Source organism: Novosphingobium sp. UBA1939, assembly GCF_002336885.1.
Lineage (GTDB): Bacteria > Pseudomonadota > Alphaproteobacteria > Sphingomonadales > Sphingomonadaceae > Novosphingobium.
Window position 1 is genome coordinate 23,931 of record NZ_DDFB01000009.1, and the last position, 15,943, is coordinate 39,873.

The 15,943-nt window shown below is 67.2% G+C and carries 14 protein-coding genes and 1 pseudogene; 6 read left to right on the forward strand and 9 right to left on the reverse strand.

Going from position 1 to position 15,943, the window contains the following annotated elements:
• The first annotated feature begins 14 nt into the window (after window positions 1-14).
• Together B3547_RS01210 and hemN are read left to right on the forward strand one after the other, a co-directional pair.
• Window positions 15-260 carry a hypothetical protein gene (locus tag B3547_RS01210; RefSeq protein WP_292959663.1) on the forward strand — a complete coding sequence of 82 codons (246 nt, stop codon included), beginning with the start codon at window positions 15-17 and terminating at the stop codon, window positions 258-260.
• On the forward strand, window positions 250-1,599 hold the full coding sequence (hemN, locus tag B3547_RS01215; RefSeq protein ID WP_292959664.1) for an oxygen-independent coproporphyrinogen III oxidase: 1,350 nt from the start codon (window positions 250-252) through the stop codon (window positions 1,597-1,599). Before B3547_RS01210 ends, hemN begins: the two co-directional genes overlap by 11 nt.
• Here hemN and B3547_RS01220 read toward each other — a convergent pair.
• Window positions 1,583-2,830 carry a GGDEF domain-containing protein gene (locus tag B3547_RS01220; protein WP_292959665.1) on the reverse strand — a complete coding sequence of 416 codons (1,248 nt, stop codon included), beginning with the start codon at window positions 2,828-2,830 and terminating at the stop codon, window positions 1,583-1,585. The genes hemN and B3547_RS01220 overlap by 17 nt on opposite strands.
• Before the next feature lie 320 nt (window positions 2,831-3,150).
• Here B3547_RS01220 and eda point away from each other — a divergent pair, with 320 nt between their 5' ends.
• From eda to sthA, 3 genes are all read left to right on the forward strand, one after another.
• On the forward strand, window positions 3,151-3,765 hold the full coding sequence (eda, locus tag B3547_RS01225) for a bifunctional 4-hydroxy-2-oxoglutarate aldolase/2-dehydro-3-deoxy-phosphogluconate aldolase (protein ID WP_125956516.1): 615 nt from the start codon (window positions 3,151-3,153) through the stop codon (window positions 3,763-3,765).
• Between the two features lie 34 nt (window positions 3,766-3,799).
• A complete protein-coding gene (locus B3547_RS01230) occupies window positions 3,800-6,583 on the forward strand; it encodes a phosphoenolpyruvate carboxylase (protein ID WP_292959666.1) in 2,784 nt (927 codons plus the stop codon).
• 198 nt (window positions 6,584-6,781) lie between these two features.
• Window positions 6,782-8,182, forward strand: a complete 1,401-nt coding sequence (sthA, locus tag B3547_RS01235) for a Si-specific NAD(P)(+) transhydrogenase (protein WP_292959667.1) — start codon at window positions 6,782-6,784, stop codon at window positions 8,180-8,182.
• Between the two features lie 15 nt (window positions 8,183-8,197).
• On the opposite strand, the gene B3547_RS01240 is transcribed toward sthA, so the two are convergent.
• The 8 genes from B3547_RS01240 to pdeM form a co-directional block, all read right to left on the reverse strand.
• On the reverse strand, window positions 8,198-9,316 hold the full coding sequence (locus B3547_RS01240) for a potassium channel family protein (protein WP_292959668.1): 1,119 nt from the start codon (window positions 9,314-9,316) through the stop codon (window positions 8,198-8,200).
• 78 nt (window positions 9,317-9,394) lie between these two features.
• Window positions 9,395-10,651 (reverse strand): HupE/UreJ family protein, encoded by a 1,257-nt coding sequence (locus B3547_RS01245; protein ID WP_125956509.1) that lies wholly within the window; start codon window positions 10,649-10,651, stop codon window positions 9,395-9,397.
• Window positions 10,644-12,005: a hypothetical protein gene (locus B3547_RS01250; RefSeq protein WP_125956507.1), complete on the reverse strand. Its 1,362-nt coding sequence runs from the start codon at window positions 12,003-12,005 to the stop codon at window positions 10,644-10,646. Before B3547_RS01250 ends, B3547_RS01245 begins: the two co-directional genes overlap by 8 nt.
• Before the next feature lie 28 nt (window positions 12,006-12,033).
• Window positions 12,034-12,783, reverse strand: a complete 750-nt coding sequence (locus B3547_RS01255; RefSeq protein ID WP_233497825.1) for a DUF4331 domain-containing protein — start codon at window positions 12,781-12,783, stop codon at window positions 12,034-12,036.
• Entirely contained in the window at window positions 12,783-13,367 is a 585-nt protein-coding gene (locus B3547_RS01260) for a DUF4331 domain-containing protein (protein WP_147457764.1), read from the reverse strand. The genes B3547_RS01255 and B3547_RS01260 overlap by 1 nt, the downstream gene beginning before the upstream one ends.
• Before the next feature lie 383 nt (window positions 13,368-13,750).
• Window positions 13,751-14,272: a translation initiation factor IF-3 gene (infC, locus tag B3547_RS01265; protein WP_124808498.1), complete on the reverse strand. Its 522-nt coding sequence runs from the start codon at window positions 14,270-14,272 to the stop codon at window positions 13,751-13,753.
• A gap of 156 nt (window positions 14,273-14,428) precedes the next feature.
• Window positions 14,429-14,860: a hypothetical protein gene (locus B3547_RS01270; protein WP_125956502.1), complete on the reverse strand. Its 432-nt coding sequence runs from the start codon at window positions 14,858-14,860 to the stop codon at window positions 14,429-14,431.
• The gene (gene pdeM / locus B3547_RS01275; protein ID WP_124808500.1) at window positions 14,857-15,579 is read right to left on the reverse strand and encodes a ligase-associated DNA damage response endonuclease PdeM; all 723 of its coding nucleotides are present in this window, start codon (window positions 15,577-15,579) and stop codon (window positions 14,857-14,859) included. The genes B3547_RS01270 and pdeM overlap by 4 nt, the downstream gene beginning before the upstream one ends.
• 44 nt (window positions 15,580-15,623) lie before the next feature.
• On the opposite strand from pdeM, the pseudogene B3547_RS01280 reads away from it, so the two are divergent.
• Window positions 15,624-15,943: pseudogene (locus B3547_RS01280) on the forward strand (coproporphyrinogen III oxidase); the annotation flags it as partial.

The following is a 15,943-nucleotide window of genomic DNA, read 5'->3' on the forward strand; positions in this document are numbered from 1 at the left end:
CCCTTTCGCTGGCCATGCTGGCGCTGATCCAGCTTTCCGCGCCGCTTTCGGCGGGTACGGGCAGCGGTCCATCGTTCATGATGGTGCCATTCTGCGGCGAAGCCGGTGGGGCCAGGCCGATCCGCGTGCCGCGTCGGGACGATGGCACAAGTGGAGGCTGCTGCAAAGTTTGCCATATCTCAATGCGCAAGCGCGGCGGCGGCGATAGCTGTTGTGGCCATGATGGCGAATCCGATCAGGAAGACGACAATGTCGGTTGAACACGCTGAGCGAACCAGCGTCTTCGCGGACTGGACCTATTACCCCGAACTGCTGGCCCGGCCGGTCCCGCGATACACCAGTTATCCGACGGCGGCCGAGTTCGTGGACGAGGATTTCGAGGCGCGTCAGCGCGTCGCGATCCGGGCAGTGCGAGGCACGGTCTCGCTCTATATCCACATCCCCTATTGCCGGGAAATCTGTTGGTATTGCGGGTGCAACACCGGCGCTGCCAATCGCACGCAACGTCTGACGCATTACCTCGAGGCGCTGCACCACGAGATCGAGTTGCTCGCTTCGGAACTCGATCCTTCGGTGCGGATCTCGCGGATCGCGTTCGGAGGGGGCAGCCCCAACGCGATCCAGCCGACCGATTTCGTGCGGCTGGTCGATACGTTGACGGTGAACTTCCGGATGGACCGGCCGGTGCTGTCGATCGAACTCGACCCGCGCAGCCTTTCTTCGCCATGGCTGATGGCGATCCGGGGCATTGGCGTGATCAAGGCCAGCCTTGGCGTGCAGACGCTGGACGCGCGCGTGCAATCGGCGATCGGACGCGTGCAGCCGAAGGATTCGATCGAGCGCGCGGTAGAAGGGCTGCGCCGGGCGGGCGTGGATTCGATCAATTTTGACCTGATGTACGGCTTGCCGTTCCAGGATGACGCGGTGCTGGCGCAGACGCTGGACGAAACGATCGCGATGGGCGCCGACCGGGTGGCGCTGTTCGGCTATGCCCATGTGCCGCACATGATCCCGCGCCAGCAGCGCATCGATGCCAGCCGGCTGCCGGGGCAGGTGGATCGCTTCCGCATGGCCGCTGAAGGGTATCGCCAACTTGTCGATGCCGGATATCAGGCCGTGGGTTTCGATCACTTCGCGTTGCCGGGCGATGATCTCGCGCGGGCTGCGCGGACCGGTGCGTTGCAGCGCAATTTCCAGGGGTTTACCGACGATTCCGCACCGGTGCTGCTAGGGCTGGGGGCTTCTTCGATCAGCGAGTTCCCCGACCTGTTCGTGCAGAACGAAAAGAACGCCGGCGCCTATCGCACGCTGGTGCATGATGGGCATCTGTCCGGCCGGCGCGGGGTTGAGCGCACTGCGGAGGACCGGCGGCGCGGGGACATCATCACCGGCTTGCTCTGTCATAACGAAGCGCGGGTGCCGCCGGACCTGATGGACGAGGCGCAAGCGCGGTTGCACCCCTTTGTCGAACGGGGGCTTGCGACCATCGCGGACGGGCACATCCGGCTGGAGCGCGGATGCGAACCCTATGCCCGGTCAATCGCGGCGGTGTTCGACGCCTACCGCGCTGGCCCGCATCAGTTCAGCTCGGCGGTGTAGCCCGTTCGCGCGGCGCGGACGGCAGATGATCAAACAGCGTGGCGATGGCCGGCTCCCCGCCCGCCGCAAGGTTGATTGAGAGCGGGATGGGCCGGGTGTCGTTGCCGGGCGGCAGGGCCACGACACAATTGCGGCCCATGCGCTTCGCTTCGTAGCAGGCGTGATCGGCGCGGCGCATCACGTCGGCGAACGTTTCGCCCGGCAGCGCGCAGGTGGCGCCGCCGCTGACGGTGAACGCCGGGCGGGCCTCACCGGATTCGGTTGCGGCCGCTCGTCTGATCCTCTCGGCCAGTTCGCCGATGTCCTCGATCGAGGCCGATGGCAGCATGACCACGAATTCCTCGCCCCCGGTCCGGGCCAGCAGCGCGCCCCGTGGCGCCGCGCGGCGCATGATATCGGCGAAGGCGACGATCACATCGTCGCCTACATCGTGGCCGTGGGTGTCGTTGATCGCCTTGAAATGATCGAGGTCCAGCACCACGACGGCGCCACCTTCGACGAACTCGCGCTGGCAGCGGCGGTCGAGGCCGCGCCGGTTGAGCAGGTCCGACAGCGGATCGGTTTCGGAGTCCACCAAGGATTCCTGCACGATGGACTGGATCACGATCAGCATGATGACGAGGCCGGTGGCGATCAGCAGGATCCCGGACCCGGCCTGCGAGACGACGGCATAGGAACTGTCGGTATAGTCGCGCGCGCTGCGGCCGGAGCCGAGCATCGACGCAAGGAACGGCTTGGTCAGGAAGTGCAGCGTGATCAGCCCGAACAGCACCGCCAGCGTGCGATGCAGCACGCGCCCCCGCGCGATGCTCCACGCCGTCCACGCGCACAACGCGATGGCGGCGGCGTGGGGCGCCTGATAACACAGTTCGTAGACCACGTTGTTGCGCGGCCCTCCCCAGATCGCGGCGCGCATGATGACGGCGAAGGCGAACAGCAGGCCGATCATCCGCCAGTGTGGGCGCTGCCGGTCGAACAGCGAAAGCGCCGCCGACGAGGCCAGGAACGCCACCAGGAACGCGCCATAGCTGACGATCATGAACGGGGTTGTGACGGTGCTGTAACGGATTGCTATTTCGGCGAGCGGCGTGAGCATGCCGACGAGATAGGAGAAGCCGAAACCCGCCACGGAGCGCTGCGACCGGTTGGTCACGGCCAGGGCGGCGTAGCTCAGCCCGAACAGTCCGGCGACTGCCGCGTTGACAATCAGTAAGGCGACCGCCCCGTTCATTCCGTTCCCTTCCGGTTCCCGACCTCCTAGCGGGTCACGGTTAACGACGCGTCTCCACAAGGCGGAAAAGGCCGGATTCCACGTGCTTTGGGAGCAAATGGCGTATCCGCTCCAATGATAGCGATGTCATAGGGTGGAACGGCGCTACCAAGAGCAATCCGCGCGCATTCGGCGTTGTTCGCGCTTGCACGCTTCTGCCGAATTGGAACGGTATTTCCGGGGTGCATCAAAGAATAGCTATGCGCGGGGGCGTTAGCAGGTGCACAATCCCGACGAGTCGCGTTAAGCCACGCTCTCCGGAAAGCGAGAGGAAAGACGCCATGAAGCCGATCGAAACCATCATGCGGACCGCCCCGGTCATTCCGGTGCTGGTGATCGACGACGTGGCTCATGCCCTGCCGGTCGCGCGGGCGCTGGTTGCCGGCGGCCTGCGCGTGCTGGAAGTGACGCTGCGGACCCCCGCCGCGCTCGAAGCACTGACCGCGATGAAGGCCATCGAAGGCGCGATCGTGGGTGCGGGCACGGTGACCAACCCGGACGAGCTGAAGGCCGCGATCGATGCCGGGGCGGAGTTCATCGTCTCCCCCGGCCTGACCGACCGGCTGGGCAGCGCGGCGGTGGCGGCGGGCATTCCCTTCCTGCCGGGCATCGCCAGCGCGGGTGACATCATGCGCGGGCTGGATCTGGGGCTGACGCACTTCAAGTTCTTCCCGGCCTCGACTTCGGGCGGATTGCCGGCGCTGAAGGCGCTTGCGGCGCCGTTCCATCAGTGCCGCTTCTGCCCGACCGGCGGGATCAGCGCGGCGAGTGCCGGCGAATGGCTGGCGTTCGATCCGGTGCTCTGCGTGGGCGGAAGCTGGGTCGTGAACAAGGGCGTCCCCGACGAAGCGGCCATCGAAGCCGCCGCGCGGGAGGCATTCGCACTTGGCGGTTAGGACGGTTACGCGGCGTTCCAAGGGGGGAAAGCGCATGAAGACAGTCGGCGAGTTGAGGACGAGGCTCCAGCAATTGCATGAACGGACGGCCGAAACGCCGCTGTTCAATCCGGTGTTCCAGCTCAGCCACGATCTTTCGCGCCAGCTCGAAGGTGGCGCGCTGAACCTCTCCGACATCGAAGGCCTGGTCGCCGAGCTGGAATGCGCCGCGCTGCAAAGCCGGGCCGCGCGCCTGCGGCGGCTGGTCGCGCCCACCGACACGACCGAAAACCTCGATGCGATCGGCCGGCTGCTGAACGAGGAAGACGGCTTCAGCGCCTTCCGCGCGCGCTGGGAAAAGCCGCTGCTCCATGCGGTGTTCACGGCGCATCCCACATTCCTGCTCAGCGCCGCGCAGTCGGATGCGGTGGCCACTGCCGCCATCGCCGACGATCCCGAAGCCGCGACGGTCTGCGCGCTGCCGGCGGCGGCCGAAAAGATCACGCTCGAATTCGAGCACGTCGAAGTGTGCAACGCGATCGAACGCGCCGCGGCTGCGCGCGACCGCATCAACGCGGTGCTGCTGGCCCATGCGCGGCAACGCTGGCCGGGCCGCTGGCTGGATTTCCGGCCGCTGCCGTTCCGCTTCGCCACCTGGGTCGGCTATGACATGGACGGTCGCACCGATATCGGCTGGACCACGTCGATCGCGTTCCGCCTGCGCGAAAAGGCGCGGCGGCTGGCCAGCTACGCCGCCGGGCTCCGTTCGATCGACGCCGGCCATCCGCTGGTGGAAACGCTCGACGCCGCGCAGGCCCATGCGTCGCAAATGGCGGAGCTGTTTTCCGCGCCGCTGACCGAACCCGATGCCCTCGCCGCCGTGGCCAACCGGATGACGGCGGACGATCCCGCCAAGCTGCTGTCGCTGGCCCCGATCATCGCGCAGCTTGAGGAGGAGGCGAAGGCGGCCGAGGGCGACGCCGCGATCGCGCTGGCCACGCTGGCGGGCGCGATGCGCGCGGATGGCCTTGGCATGGGCTGGATTCACTTCCGCGTGAACTCGTCGCAATTGCACAACGCGCTGCGGCGGCGGATCGATCCGGACGGCACGCTCGATCTGTCGAGCAAGGGCGCGATCTCGCGCTTGCGTGAACTGCTGGCGGAGGCGACGCCGCTGCGCGTCAATTTCGCGGCGCTGGCGATCGAGACCTCTACCGCCATGCGCCAGTTCCTGGTGATGGCGAAGATCCTGCACCATATCGATGCCGACGCGCCGATCCGGATGCTGATCGCCGAATGCGAACAGCCGCAGACCGTTCTCGCCGCGCTCTATTTCGCCAAGCTGTTCGGGATCGACGACAAGGTCGATGTTTCGCCGCTGTTCGAGACCGAGAGCGCGCTGGAGCATGGTGGGCGCTTTCTGGAAGCCTTGCTGGCTGAGGAATCCTACCGCGCCTATGCCCGCGTGCGCGGCCGGGTTTCGGTGCAGACCGGCTTTTCGGACGCCGGGCGCTTCATCGGGCAGGTGCCGGCGGCGCTGGCGATCGAGCGTTTGCAGGGCCGGTTGGCCGACGCCATGCGCAACAACGGGCTGACCGACGTGGCCGCGCTGATCTTCGATACGCACGGGGAATCGATGGGCCGCGGCGCGCACCCTTCGGGCTTCGCGGATCGCCTGACCTGGCCGCTGAGCCGCTGGGCGCGCGGCCGGTTTGCGCGCGCGGGCATCGCCATCGAAGCCGAAGCGAGCTTCCAGGGCGGCGACGGATACCTGTTTTTCCGCAACGACGAACTCGCGCTCGCCACGCTCACGCGGATCGCCGAGGCGGAAGCGTCGCTGGCGGCCGATGGCGAGAAAGACCCGTTCTATGACCGGACCGACCTCAGTCTCGATTTCTACCGCTCGATCCGGCGGGTGCAGCGCGATCACCTGAAGTCCGCGACTTATGCCCGCGCCGTCACCGCGTTCGGGCTGGGGATGCTGAAGGCTACCGGCAGCCGCGTTTCGCGCCGCCAGTCGGACATCGGCGCCGACCGTTCGATGAACTTGCGGCAGATCCGCGCGATCCCGCACAACGCCATCCTTCAGCAGATCGGCTATCCGGTGAACGTGGTGGCGGGCGCCGGCACGGCGGCCGGGGACGAGGCGGAATCGATCGCTGAACTGCTCGGCCGGTCGGAACGCGGGCGGCAGCTGGTGCGCCTGCTGCGCGCGGCCAACGGGTTGGCCAGCATCAAGACGGTGGCGGCGCATGGCGAACTGTTCAATTCCGCCTATTGGGCGAGCCGTCCCTATCGCGGCACCGAGAACGCGCTGGAAAGCGCGTGCATGGCGCTGGCCGAACATCTGACCAAGGACGATCGCGCCGGGGTGTTCCGGCGTCTGACCTCGCGCCTGCGGGTGGACTGGATGAAGCTGCACCGGATGCTGGCGATGGTGCCGGGACAGGCCGAGGCGCGCGACCCGGGCACCGATGCGCAACGGCGCGAGATCGGGCTGCTCCAGGCGATCCGGTTGGCCCTGTTGATGCACATGTTCCTGCGCGCGGTGCAGGTGCCGCCGTTCGCACGCGCCAACGATGTCAGCCGCGAAGACGTGCTGGAAATGGTGCTGTCGCTGCGGGTGGACGACGCGCTGGCGCAAATGCGCCGGGCCTATCCGGTGATCGAGCCGGGCATAGCCGACTTCGCGGTGGACGAGCCGACCGATTATCCGGACCACCGGGGCGAGGATTACGGCGTGATCCGCGCGCGCTTCATCGATCCGATCGAACACGCCCACGCGCTCAACATCCGCATCGCCGTGGCCATCGCCAACTACTTCGGCGCACACGGATAAGCGCGGGGGCGGCCGTTCACGCAATCTTTGCCGGAGCGGGCTATGCTCCGGGATTGCCAGAACGGTTCCACCGGGCAAGATTGGAAACCGTGACCGGACGCAAAGGGGGCGGCCGGCGCGGTTGGGGGAGACGGTTCCTGGCAAGGCGGGAGAAGCCGCGGCGCTGCGCGCGCGGTGGCGTGTGCCTTGGGGGGAACCATGGAGGAATACGAACTCATCGTTATCGGCAGCGGCCCGGCGGGTCGGCGCGCTGCGGTGCAGGCGGCCAAGCTCGGCAAATCGGTGCTGGTGGTGGAAGGGCGGCGGCGCGTGGGCGGCGTCTCGGTCCACACCGGCACGATCCCGTCCAAGACCCTGCGCGAGACCGCGCTCAACCTTTCCGGCTGGCGCGAGCGCGGGTTCTACGGCCATTCCTACCGCGTGAAGCAGGAGATCGGGGGGGATGACCTCGGCGTCCGCCTGATGAAGACGCTGGAGCACGAGATCAACGTGCTGGAGCACCAGTTCCATCGCAACAAGATCCGCACCGTCAACGGCACGGCGCGCTTCACCGGGCCGAACGAGGTGGCGGTGCGCCGCGCCGACGGCAGCGACCTGGCGGTGCGGGGCGAACGCATCCTGATTACCGTGGGCACGATCCCCTACCGGCCCGACAGCGTGCCGTTCGATGGCGACCATGTGGTCGACAGCGACGCGATCGTCGAATGCCCGCGTGTTCCGCGCAGCCTGACCGTGATCGGCGCGGGGGTGATCGGCATCGAATATGCCACGATCTTCAGTGCGATGGACGTGCCGGTCACCCTGATCGAGCCGCGCGAGACGTTCCTTGACTTCATCGACCGCGAGATCATCGACACCTTCACGCACGAGTTGCGTGACCGGGGCATGGTGATCCGCACCGGCGCGGAAGTGCGCTCGATCGAAAAGGGCGCGGATGGCTGGGTGACGACCACGCTGGCCGACGGGCGCACGGTGCGCACCGAGATGCTGCTCTACGCCGCCGGCCGCACCGGCGCGACCGCCCCGCTCGATCTCGACAAGTGCGGGCTGTCGGTGGACCACCGGGGGCGCATCACGGTCGATCCCAAGACGTTCCAGACCGAGGTGCCGCACATCTATGCGGCGGGTGACGTGATCGGCTTTCCCAGCCTTGCCTCCACTTCGATGGAACAGGGGCGCATCGCGGCGTGCCACGCCTTCGGCCTGCCGCTGCCGCCCGCGCCGCAATACTTTCCTTATGGCATCTATGCCGTGCCCGAGATTTCGACCGTGGGCATGAACGAGCAGGAAGTGCGGGCGCGCGGCATCAGCTATGAAGTGGGGATCGCGCGGTTCCGCGAAACCTCGCGCGGGCACATCATGGGGCTGAATTCCGGCATGATGAAGATGCTGTTCTCGCTCAAGACGCGCCGCCTGCTGGGCGTGCACATCTGCGGCGAAGGCGCGACCGAACTGATCCACATCGGGCAGGCGGTGCTGAACCTGAAAGGCACGCTCGACTATTTCATCGAGAACACGTTCAACTATCCGACGCTGGCCGAAGCCTACAAGATCGCCGCGCTGGATGCATGGAACCGGATGCCGGCGCGGGAAGGTTGATGCCGGGGGCTGGCCCTACCGCCCCGGCGTGATGAACGAGCGGCCGTGGCGCACCGGGCGCGCGGGGGCGGAAAAGATCGCGCCGGCCGAAAGGCGGCTGCCGCGCACCACCAGCATCACGGAATCGCCCGGTTCGATGCGCACCTCGTCGCCCGGATGGGCGATCGACTGGCCGTTCGCGCGGTCGATCTGAACGATGAAGAAAGCGCCGTTGCCCTGCCGTTCGGCCTCGCGCACGTTCAGCCCGGTCAGCGCACCGTGCTTGATCGCGGTCACCACTTCCAGTTCGAGGCCAAGATCGTGGAGGCCGCGCTTCATGTCGGAGACCGCGCCATCGCTGCCCACGGCCTTGCCCGTGGCGGGATAGAGGATCAGTTCCGTGATGCGCTCCGCCCCGATGTGGGTGGGCAGCACGACCTTGTCCGCCCCGGCGTGGAACAGCTTGCTTTCGGTGCTGGGCGCTTCGCCCCGCGCGATGATCTCGATTCCGGCGTTGAGGTTGCGCGCCGACAGCGTGATGAACACGTTGGCCGCGTCATCGGGCAGGACCGAGGCGAGCACGCGCGCCTTGGCGATGCCGGCCTGGCGCAGCGTATCCTCGTGCGTGGCTTCGCCGACCAGGCTGAGATGGCCGTGCGCGCGCGCTTCCTCGCACTTCGTGGGGCTGCGTTCGATGATGACGAACGGATGCCGCGCTTCGGCCAGCGCCATGGCGAGTTGCACGCCGATCCGGCCATAGCCGCAGATGACGACGTGATCTTCGAGCTTTTCGATTTCGGTTTGCATGCGGTCCAGCCCCAGCAGGCGGCGGAACTGGAACAACGTGAAGACCTGCACGAGCGCGCCGGTCAGCACGATCATGCCGGTGCAGCCCAGCACGATCGTCAAGGTGGTCCAGATCCGCAGGAACGTGGTGTCGATCGGGCGGACTTCGCCGTACCCGACCGAGAAGATGGTCAGCAGCACCATGTAGGCGGCATCGCCCAGCGGCCAGCCGGCCCGGACGTAGCCCATGGTGGAAATGCAGAACACGGTGGCCACGAACAGCAGCGTGCCCGTCAGCAGGCGCAGCGGCGAGCCGAGCACAGTGTTGGCGCCCTGCGACAAGGCAGAGCCGTGGCCGTTTGCGTCCATTGGTGCTTCCCGATCCCCGAAACGGACCTTGGCGCGGGGGCGGGGGCTTGTCCAGTGCTGCGGATGCGAAACGGATGGTCAGGCGCGTTGCGCGCGCGGAAGAACGGTGCGCAGCAGGACCAGCGCGGAGACCAGCAGGATCAGCGCAAAGCTCCACGGGATCGCCGTTTCGAACAGCGCGGCAGCGGGGATCACAAGCCCGGCGACGCGCTCCACCAGCCAGATCGCGGCGGCGAGGCCGATCACCGCGGCGAGCGCGGTACGGGCGGGAGGGCCATGGCGCCAGCGCGCCACGGCGAGCAGCGCCGGCAGGGCGCCCAGCACGACGAGAAGCTGCACCGCCTCGATCCCCAGGTTGAAACCGAGGATCGCGGTCACGCGGGTCGCCGCGCCCAGGCCGAAGTTGGCGATCAGCGTGGCGAAGGCAAGTCCGTGGACGAGACCGAAGCCGAGCGCGACCAGCGGCTCGCGCCCCGGAAAGATCGGCCGCGCCGCGTGGATTGCCGAGATCAGCACGGACAGCGCGATGCCGGCTTCGACCGGGGCCGCCGGCAGATGCGCGCCAAACAGCGCGGCGGCGATCAGCGTCAGGCTGTGCCCCACGGTGAACGCGGTGACGATCATCGCGAGATGGCGGAAGGTGGCGCGCGGTTCGCGCAGGGCGGACCAGCGCCCGCCGGCGGCCAGCAGCGGTGCCGGCAGCAGCAGCGCCAGAAGGAACATCAGGTGGTCATAGCCTTCGGCGATATGGCGCGCGCCCAGTCGGAAGCTGTTGGCGAAAAGGCCGGCCATGCCGGCATGGCCGCGATCGACCGCGAGGACGGGCCGCGCGGCGGTGAGCGCGCCGACGAGTTCGCGCTCGCCCCGCGTGCCACCGGCCAGGTCTCCGCCGATCACCAGAAGCGCGAAATGGGTGGGAACCTCGCGCGTGATGACGCGCCAGTCGACGCGGAAGCTGCGGTCGCCGGCGCCGGGCGGCGGCAGCAGTGTGGCCGTGGCATGGAGATCGGGCGGGCCGATGATCGTTTCGAACGCGATCCGGTCGATCGCCACGCGCCATTGGCGGCCGTCCGGTGCGACGACCGCGAAGTGGCCCAGCAGATAGGCGCGCGCGGCGGCAAGGCTTGCAGGCCGGTTGTCGGTGGCAAGGCCGGTAGCATAGCCGAACTCGCTTTGCGGCACGACGATATCGGCCACGATCGCGCCGGGGGCGAGATCGAGGCGGATTTCCGAATTGGGCGTGAGATGCGCGGCGGCGGGGACGGGCAGCGCGAGCAGAAGCAACAGGACGGCCAGCGCGGCGATGAACCGCGCCGGCATGCCGCGTTCAATCATGCCCGAACCAGACGAACCGCGCGGCGGGATCGGCAGCTTTGGGATTGATCTTCAACGCGGCCTTGCGCGCATCCTCCGCGTCATCGCCCCGGCCCAGCGCGTCGAGCGCCTCGGCTTTCTGCATCAGCAGCAGGGCGGAGCGCCAGCCGCCCTTTTCAGCGCGTTCGGTGGTGGCCAGCGCGCCTGCCGGATCGCCGGTGAGCAGTTGCGCGCGGGCAAGCAGCGCCAGGGTGGCGCCGTGCGGGCGCCGTGTGGCGTCCTGCCGGGCCAGGTCAAGCGCGCGGCGCGGATCGCCGACGGCCAGTTCGTGCTCGATGACGTGCGCGGCCGCGGCCTCCGGTAGGGCTTGCAGGCGTTCGGCCCAGATCGCGGCGGCACGGTCCGCCCAGGCCCGGCTTTCCTGGCCTTTGCCCTCGAGGCGCAGGAGGTGGGCGAGCGCGTCCATCACTTCGGGCGCGTTGGTGCGGTTGGCGATATCGGCATAGCGCCGTGCCGCTTCGTCCGGCCGGCCTTCAACGGCCGCCTGTTGCGCGACGAACGCCTCGTTCAGCCAGTTGCCGGGAAAGAAGCTGTCGGCAAAGCGCGCCCAGCGGCCGGCGGTGGTCCAGTCTCCCACGGCATAGGCCACGGTCGCGCGCTGGATGGCGGCCTGTGCCTTGGCGAGGCGTGTCAGCCGCTTGCCGCGCAGCACGGCGTTGACGCGCCGGCGCGCGAGTTCAGGATCGCCGGTGCGCAGCGAGAGCATCGATTGCCGCAGGGCGAGCCCGGCGTTGTTGGCGGCGGCTTCCGCCTTGGCATAGTCCTCGCGGGCGGTGGCATAATCGCCACGCTGCATCGCGATGTCCCCGCGCAAGGCGAGCGCGCTGGAGGCTTCCTCGCTATGCGGGCTGGCCTTCTGCGCGTCGAACCGGGTGAGAGCCTTTGTGGCATCGTCCAGCCGGTGCAGCGTGACCGACAGCGCGGCGCGCGACAGGCTGGGACCGGCGGGAAACTCGGCCATGCCTATCGCCCGGTCCAGCACCTTGTCCGCTTCGGCCAGATCGGCGTAGCTGCCGGTCAGGCGGTATCGGCCGACCAGGGCATCGCCCAGGATTTCCATGTGGAGCCAGTCGGTCTTGCCGCTCTTTTCGCGTTCGCGCCCGCCATCGATCTGCACCGTGGCGGCGTTCACGGCTTCTTGCTGGTTGCGGGGGCCGAACCAAGGCGTGACCTCGCCCGGCGCGGGATCGGGCGGGCCGTGCCGGTGGCTCCAGCGCTGCCAGCCATAGCTGGCCGCAAGCACGATGATCACGGCGGCAAGGAGCAGCCAGGGCCAGCGCAAGGTGTTGCGCTGGCCTGCCGAAGCTGTGTTCATGTCAAGTTTTCCCGCGACCCGCGTGCCGTCACGATGTGCGGGCGCAGATCTTCAGGCCCAGATTGGTAAGATCGTCGCCGATCAGGTCGAAGAACTTGTGCAACTCGTTCTTGTATTCGGCGAGGTATTTGTTGTTGGTGGCATCGTCCGCCGGCGTGGCGTCGTTGTAGCTGTTCTTGGTCGAGGAGCCGACCAGCGCGGTGGCGATCGCCGGGTTGCCCATGCGATCCACGCTGACATAGGCCGAATCCGCGTCCGTGCGGAAGTTGAAGCCCGATCCCGTGCCGCTCGCCACAGCCGGCGAACCGTTGGGATTCGCCAGGAAGGGGAACGTAAGGCTGAACGGCTTGTCGTTGGTTGGCGGATTAAGCGGAATGTTGGCGAACGTGTTCGGCCCCTGGCCCGTCACCGTCATGTCGAGGAACAGTTCCGCGAGCAGGATGTCCACTACCGGATCGGCAGGGTGCCGGCCGTTGGGGAAGCGGGTCGAGCGCGTGATGTCCAGCTTCAGCGTGTCCGGGATGATCTGCGATTGCAGCGTTGCCGTCACGCCGGTCTGTCCCTGGACGGTCTGCGTGAAGCAGTTGTCCACGTTGTAGGATACGGCCGTGGCCGTCGGCGTGGGGGTGGCCGTGCCGGTTCCGCTCGGCAACGGGGCGGGGACGACCACCTGGCTGCCGGAGCCGCTGTCGCCGCAGGCGGCCAGAACGGCGGTCAGCGCCAGCGGCGTCGCGAAGAGCATCGCGGCGCGGCGCAAGGAAAACGGAGAGGCTTGCATCACAGGTTCCCCCCGAAGCGAAGCGTCTGACCCCAGACGTCCAGATTGCTGCCGATCGTGCCAAGGTTGGCATCCGGAATTTCCAGGACCAGCGCGGTATCGTTCTGGCCATCGAAGAAATTGCGATCGTTGCGGATGCGGATGGTGCCGAACGAGCGCGTTTCGCGGAAGCCGATCAGGTCGAAGAAGAACGGCTCGTCATACAGGCCAACGCGCGCCTTGACGCCGTTGGCGGTAAGCGTCGTTTCCACCGGCCCTTCCAGCGTGCCGGTCACGCCGGGCAGGCCTTCGATGCGGACGCCCCAGTCGTTCGCGCCTTGCCCCTTGCCGAAGCGGAACTTGATCACGAATTCCGGCGAGGTTCCGGGGGCCTGCGTGGACACGTTGATCTTGTAGAGCACGTCGCGGTCGTAATAGGTCGGCGCGGTGGTGGCGACCGGACCGGCGAAAGTCATCGCGATCTTGGTCGTGCCGTTGGAATGCCACGCGAAGACGTCGGCGATATCGGCTGGAATATCCGGCGTGGTATCGAACCCGGCGTCGGTGCGGGTGGGCGGATCGAGGTGATCGGCGCTTTCGGCCACATCGGCGGGAAGGAGCAGAAGTCCCGACAGAGCGGCACAAGCGGCACCAGCCGCTAGCCCCCTGGCTCCAACAGTCCTGAAAAAGCTGCGCACGGCGTATCTCCGACTCTGGGTAACGAATGACGGTGCGACCTTGATGTCGCCTCATTCTTCCCGAATCGCTGTGCCGGCCCTCACACATCCGCGTATTTATCGCGGCGCCTGAACAAAGGGCGGCTCCGATTCAATGCGGAGGCCGTTACCCGGGTTGTAACTCTAAAAAGACGTTGCCGTGAAGGGGGAAAGTGCCGGCATCGAATTCGGGATGCCTGGCGCGCGGATGATGCGCATAAAAAACGGGGCGATAAACGCCCCGTTCTTTTCGTCTGGCGATGAAATGGCGCTTATTTCGGCGCCAGCACCATCAGCATCTGGCGGCCTTCCATGCGGGGAAAGGCTTCGATCTTGGCGATTTCCGCCACGTCGTCCTGCACGCGGCGCAGCAGGTTCATGCCGAGTTGCTGGTGCGACAGCTCGCGCCCGCGGAAGCGCAGCGTGACCTTCACCTTGTCCCCTTCCTCGATGAAGCGCTGCACGTTGCGCATCTTCACGTCATAGTCGTGATCATCGATGTTCGGACGCATCTTGATCTCCTTGATCTCCTGCGTCTTCTGGGTCTTGCGGGCAAGATTGGCCTTTTTCTGGGCCTCGTACCGGAACTTGCCGACATCAAGGAACTTGCAGACCGGCGGATCGGCGTTGGGCGAAACCTCGACCAGGTCCAGTCCGACTTCGGCTGCCTGTTCGATAGCCTCGCGCGTGTACATGACGCCGAGATTTTCACCGTTCTCATCGATCACGCGCACCTTGGGCACGTTGATGAGCTGGTTGTAGCGCGGCCCGCTCTTGACGGGGGGCGCCATCATGCGCCGGGGTGGGGGAGCTATAGTGCGTTCTCCTGCAGTTGCTCGAAAGGTGATTTTGGCGCGCTCATATCACATTGCGGTCGCAGATAAAGGGCCAAGCGCCGAATGTGGGGTTTTCAGGGCGTGATTCAAGGGTGGGGAGGCGGATTGGAGCCGTCAGCGGCGGCCCTCGCGGGCGCGCCGGCGTTCGTAAAACAGCAGCGCCAGCGCGTAGAACACGACATCGGCCGCGATCTTGCCGGCACCGACTCCCAGTGCTTCCCCGAGCAAGGAAACGGTGGACAACGTGATAGCCGGGCGGACGACCAGCGTATCGAGCGCTTCGGCTATGCCGAAATCGTGGAGCATGGCGAGCAGCACGGGGCGCAGCCGACGTTCACCGCTTGGCAGGGCGCGCCAGTCGCGCAGGAAGATCGTGCCATAGTACCCGACATTCTCGCCGAGCGCCGCGCCGAACGCGGCCAGTTCCGGCCCGGCACCGGCGGCGGACAGGGCGAAGAAGCCGGCATAGCTCCCGGCGAAGCCGCAAGCCTCGGCCCAGCCGAAGCGCGCCAGCCAATGTCGCCAGCGCGGACCATGCGCGGTCATGCCCCGGTTTGTGCCGGCTGGCGCCAGAGCGGGAAGCGCGCCAGCCGATCCGCCGCAGGCACCAGCGCCTCGATCTCGGTAGCGGGCTGCATGGCGGCGAGGATCGCGGGATCGGCCGCGTCCATGCCGCCGGTCAGTGCGCCGATCGCGGGCAGGATCATGCGGCCGCCGTGCGCTCCGCCATCGCTTTTGCCGACCACCAGGCACGGGCGCGCGATGTTGCGGCCGCGCACGGCCAGGCGCAGCTTGGGGTGGAAATGGCCGGAAAGTTCGGGGGCTACTTCCCCCGCCTTCGCCTCGTGCCGTAGCACGATGCCGCTGACGGCGAGTTCTTCGACCCGCGTGCCGCCGGGATGATCGGCCACATCTTCGTCATGGTTCCCGGTGATCCACACCCAGTCGGTGGCGCGCGTCAGCGCCGCCAGCATGCCGGCGGCGTGGGGTTCCAGCCTTTCCGCGCCGAAGCGGTCATGGAAACTGTCGCCCAGGCAGAACACGCGCCGCGCGCCGGTTTCCCGGATGGCGCGGGCGATGCGTTCCAGCGTTTCGCGGCTGTCATAGGGTGGCAGCATCTGTCCGAAACGCGCGTAGAAACTGGCCTTTTCGAGATGCAGGTCGGCGACCAGCAGGGCCTGTTCGTCCGGCCAGTACAGCGCGCGGCCATCGCCGATGCGCGTGCCGAGCCGAAACTCGCGATGGGCGAACGAAAAGGGAACCATGGGTTTCCCTTGCCGCAGGGGGCGTGATTTGGCAAGCGCCCGGCATGACCGACTGGACCGAACAGACCGCCCAAGCCCGCCACTGGTTCGAATCGCTGCGCGACCGCATCTGCGCCGCGTTCGAGGCGATCGAGCGCGAGGCCGGCAGCGACGCGGCTTTCGTCTATACGCCCTGGAGCCGCGAACAGGCGGGCGGACCGGCGGAAAACGACGCCAATGCGAACCCCGGCGGCGGCGTGCGCGGCGTGATGAAGGGCAAGGTGTTCGAGAAGGTGGGCGTCAACGTCTCCACCGTGGGTGGCGCGTTCAGCCCGGAATTCGCCAAGACGATCAACGGCGCGGACCCGGAAAACCCGGTGTTCAC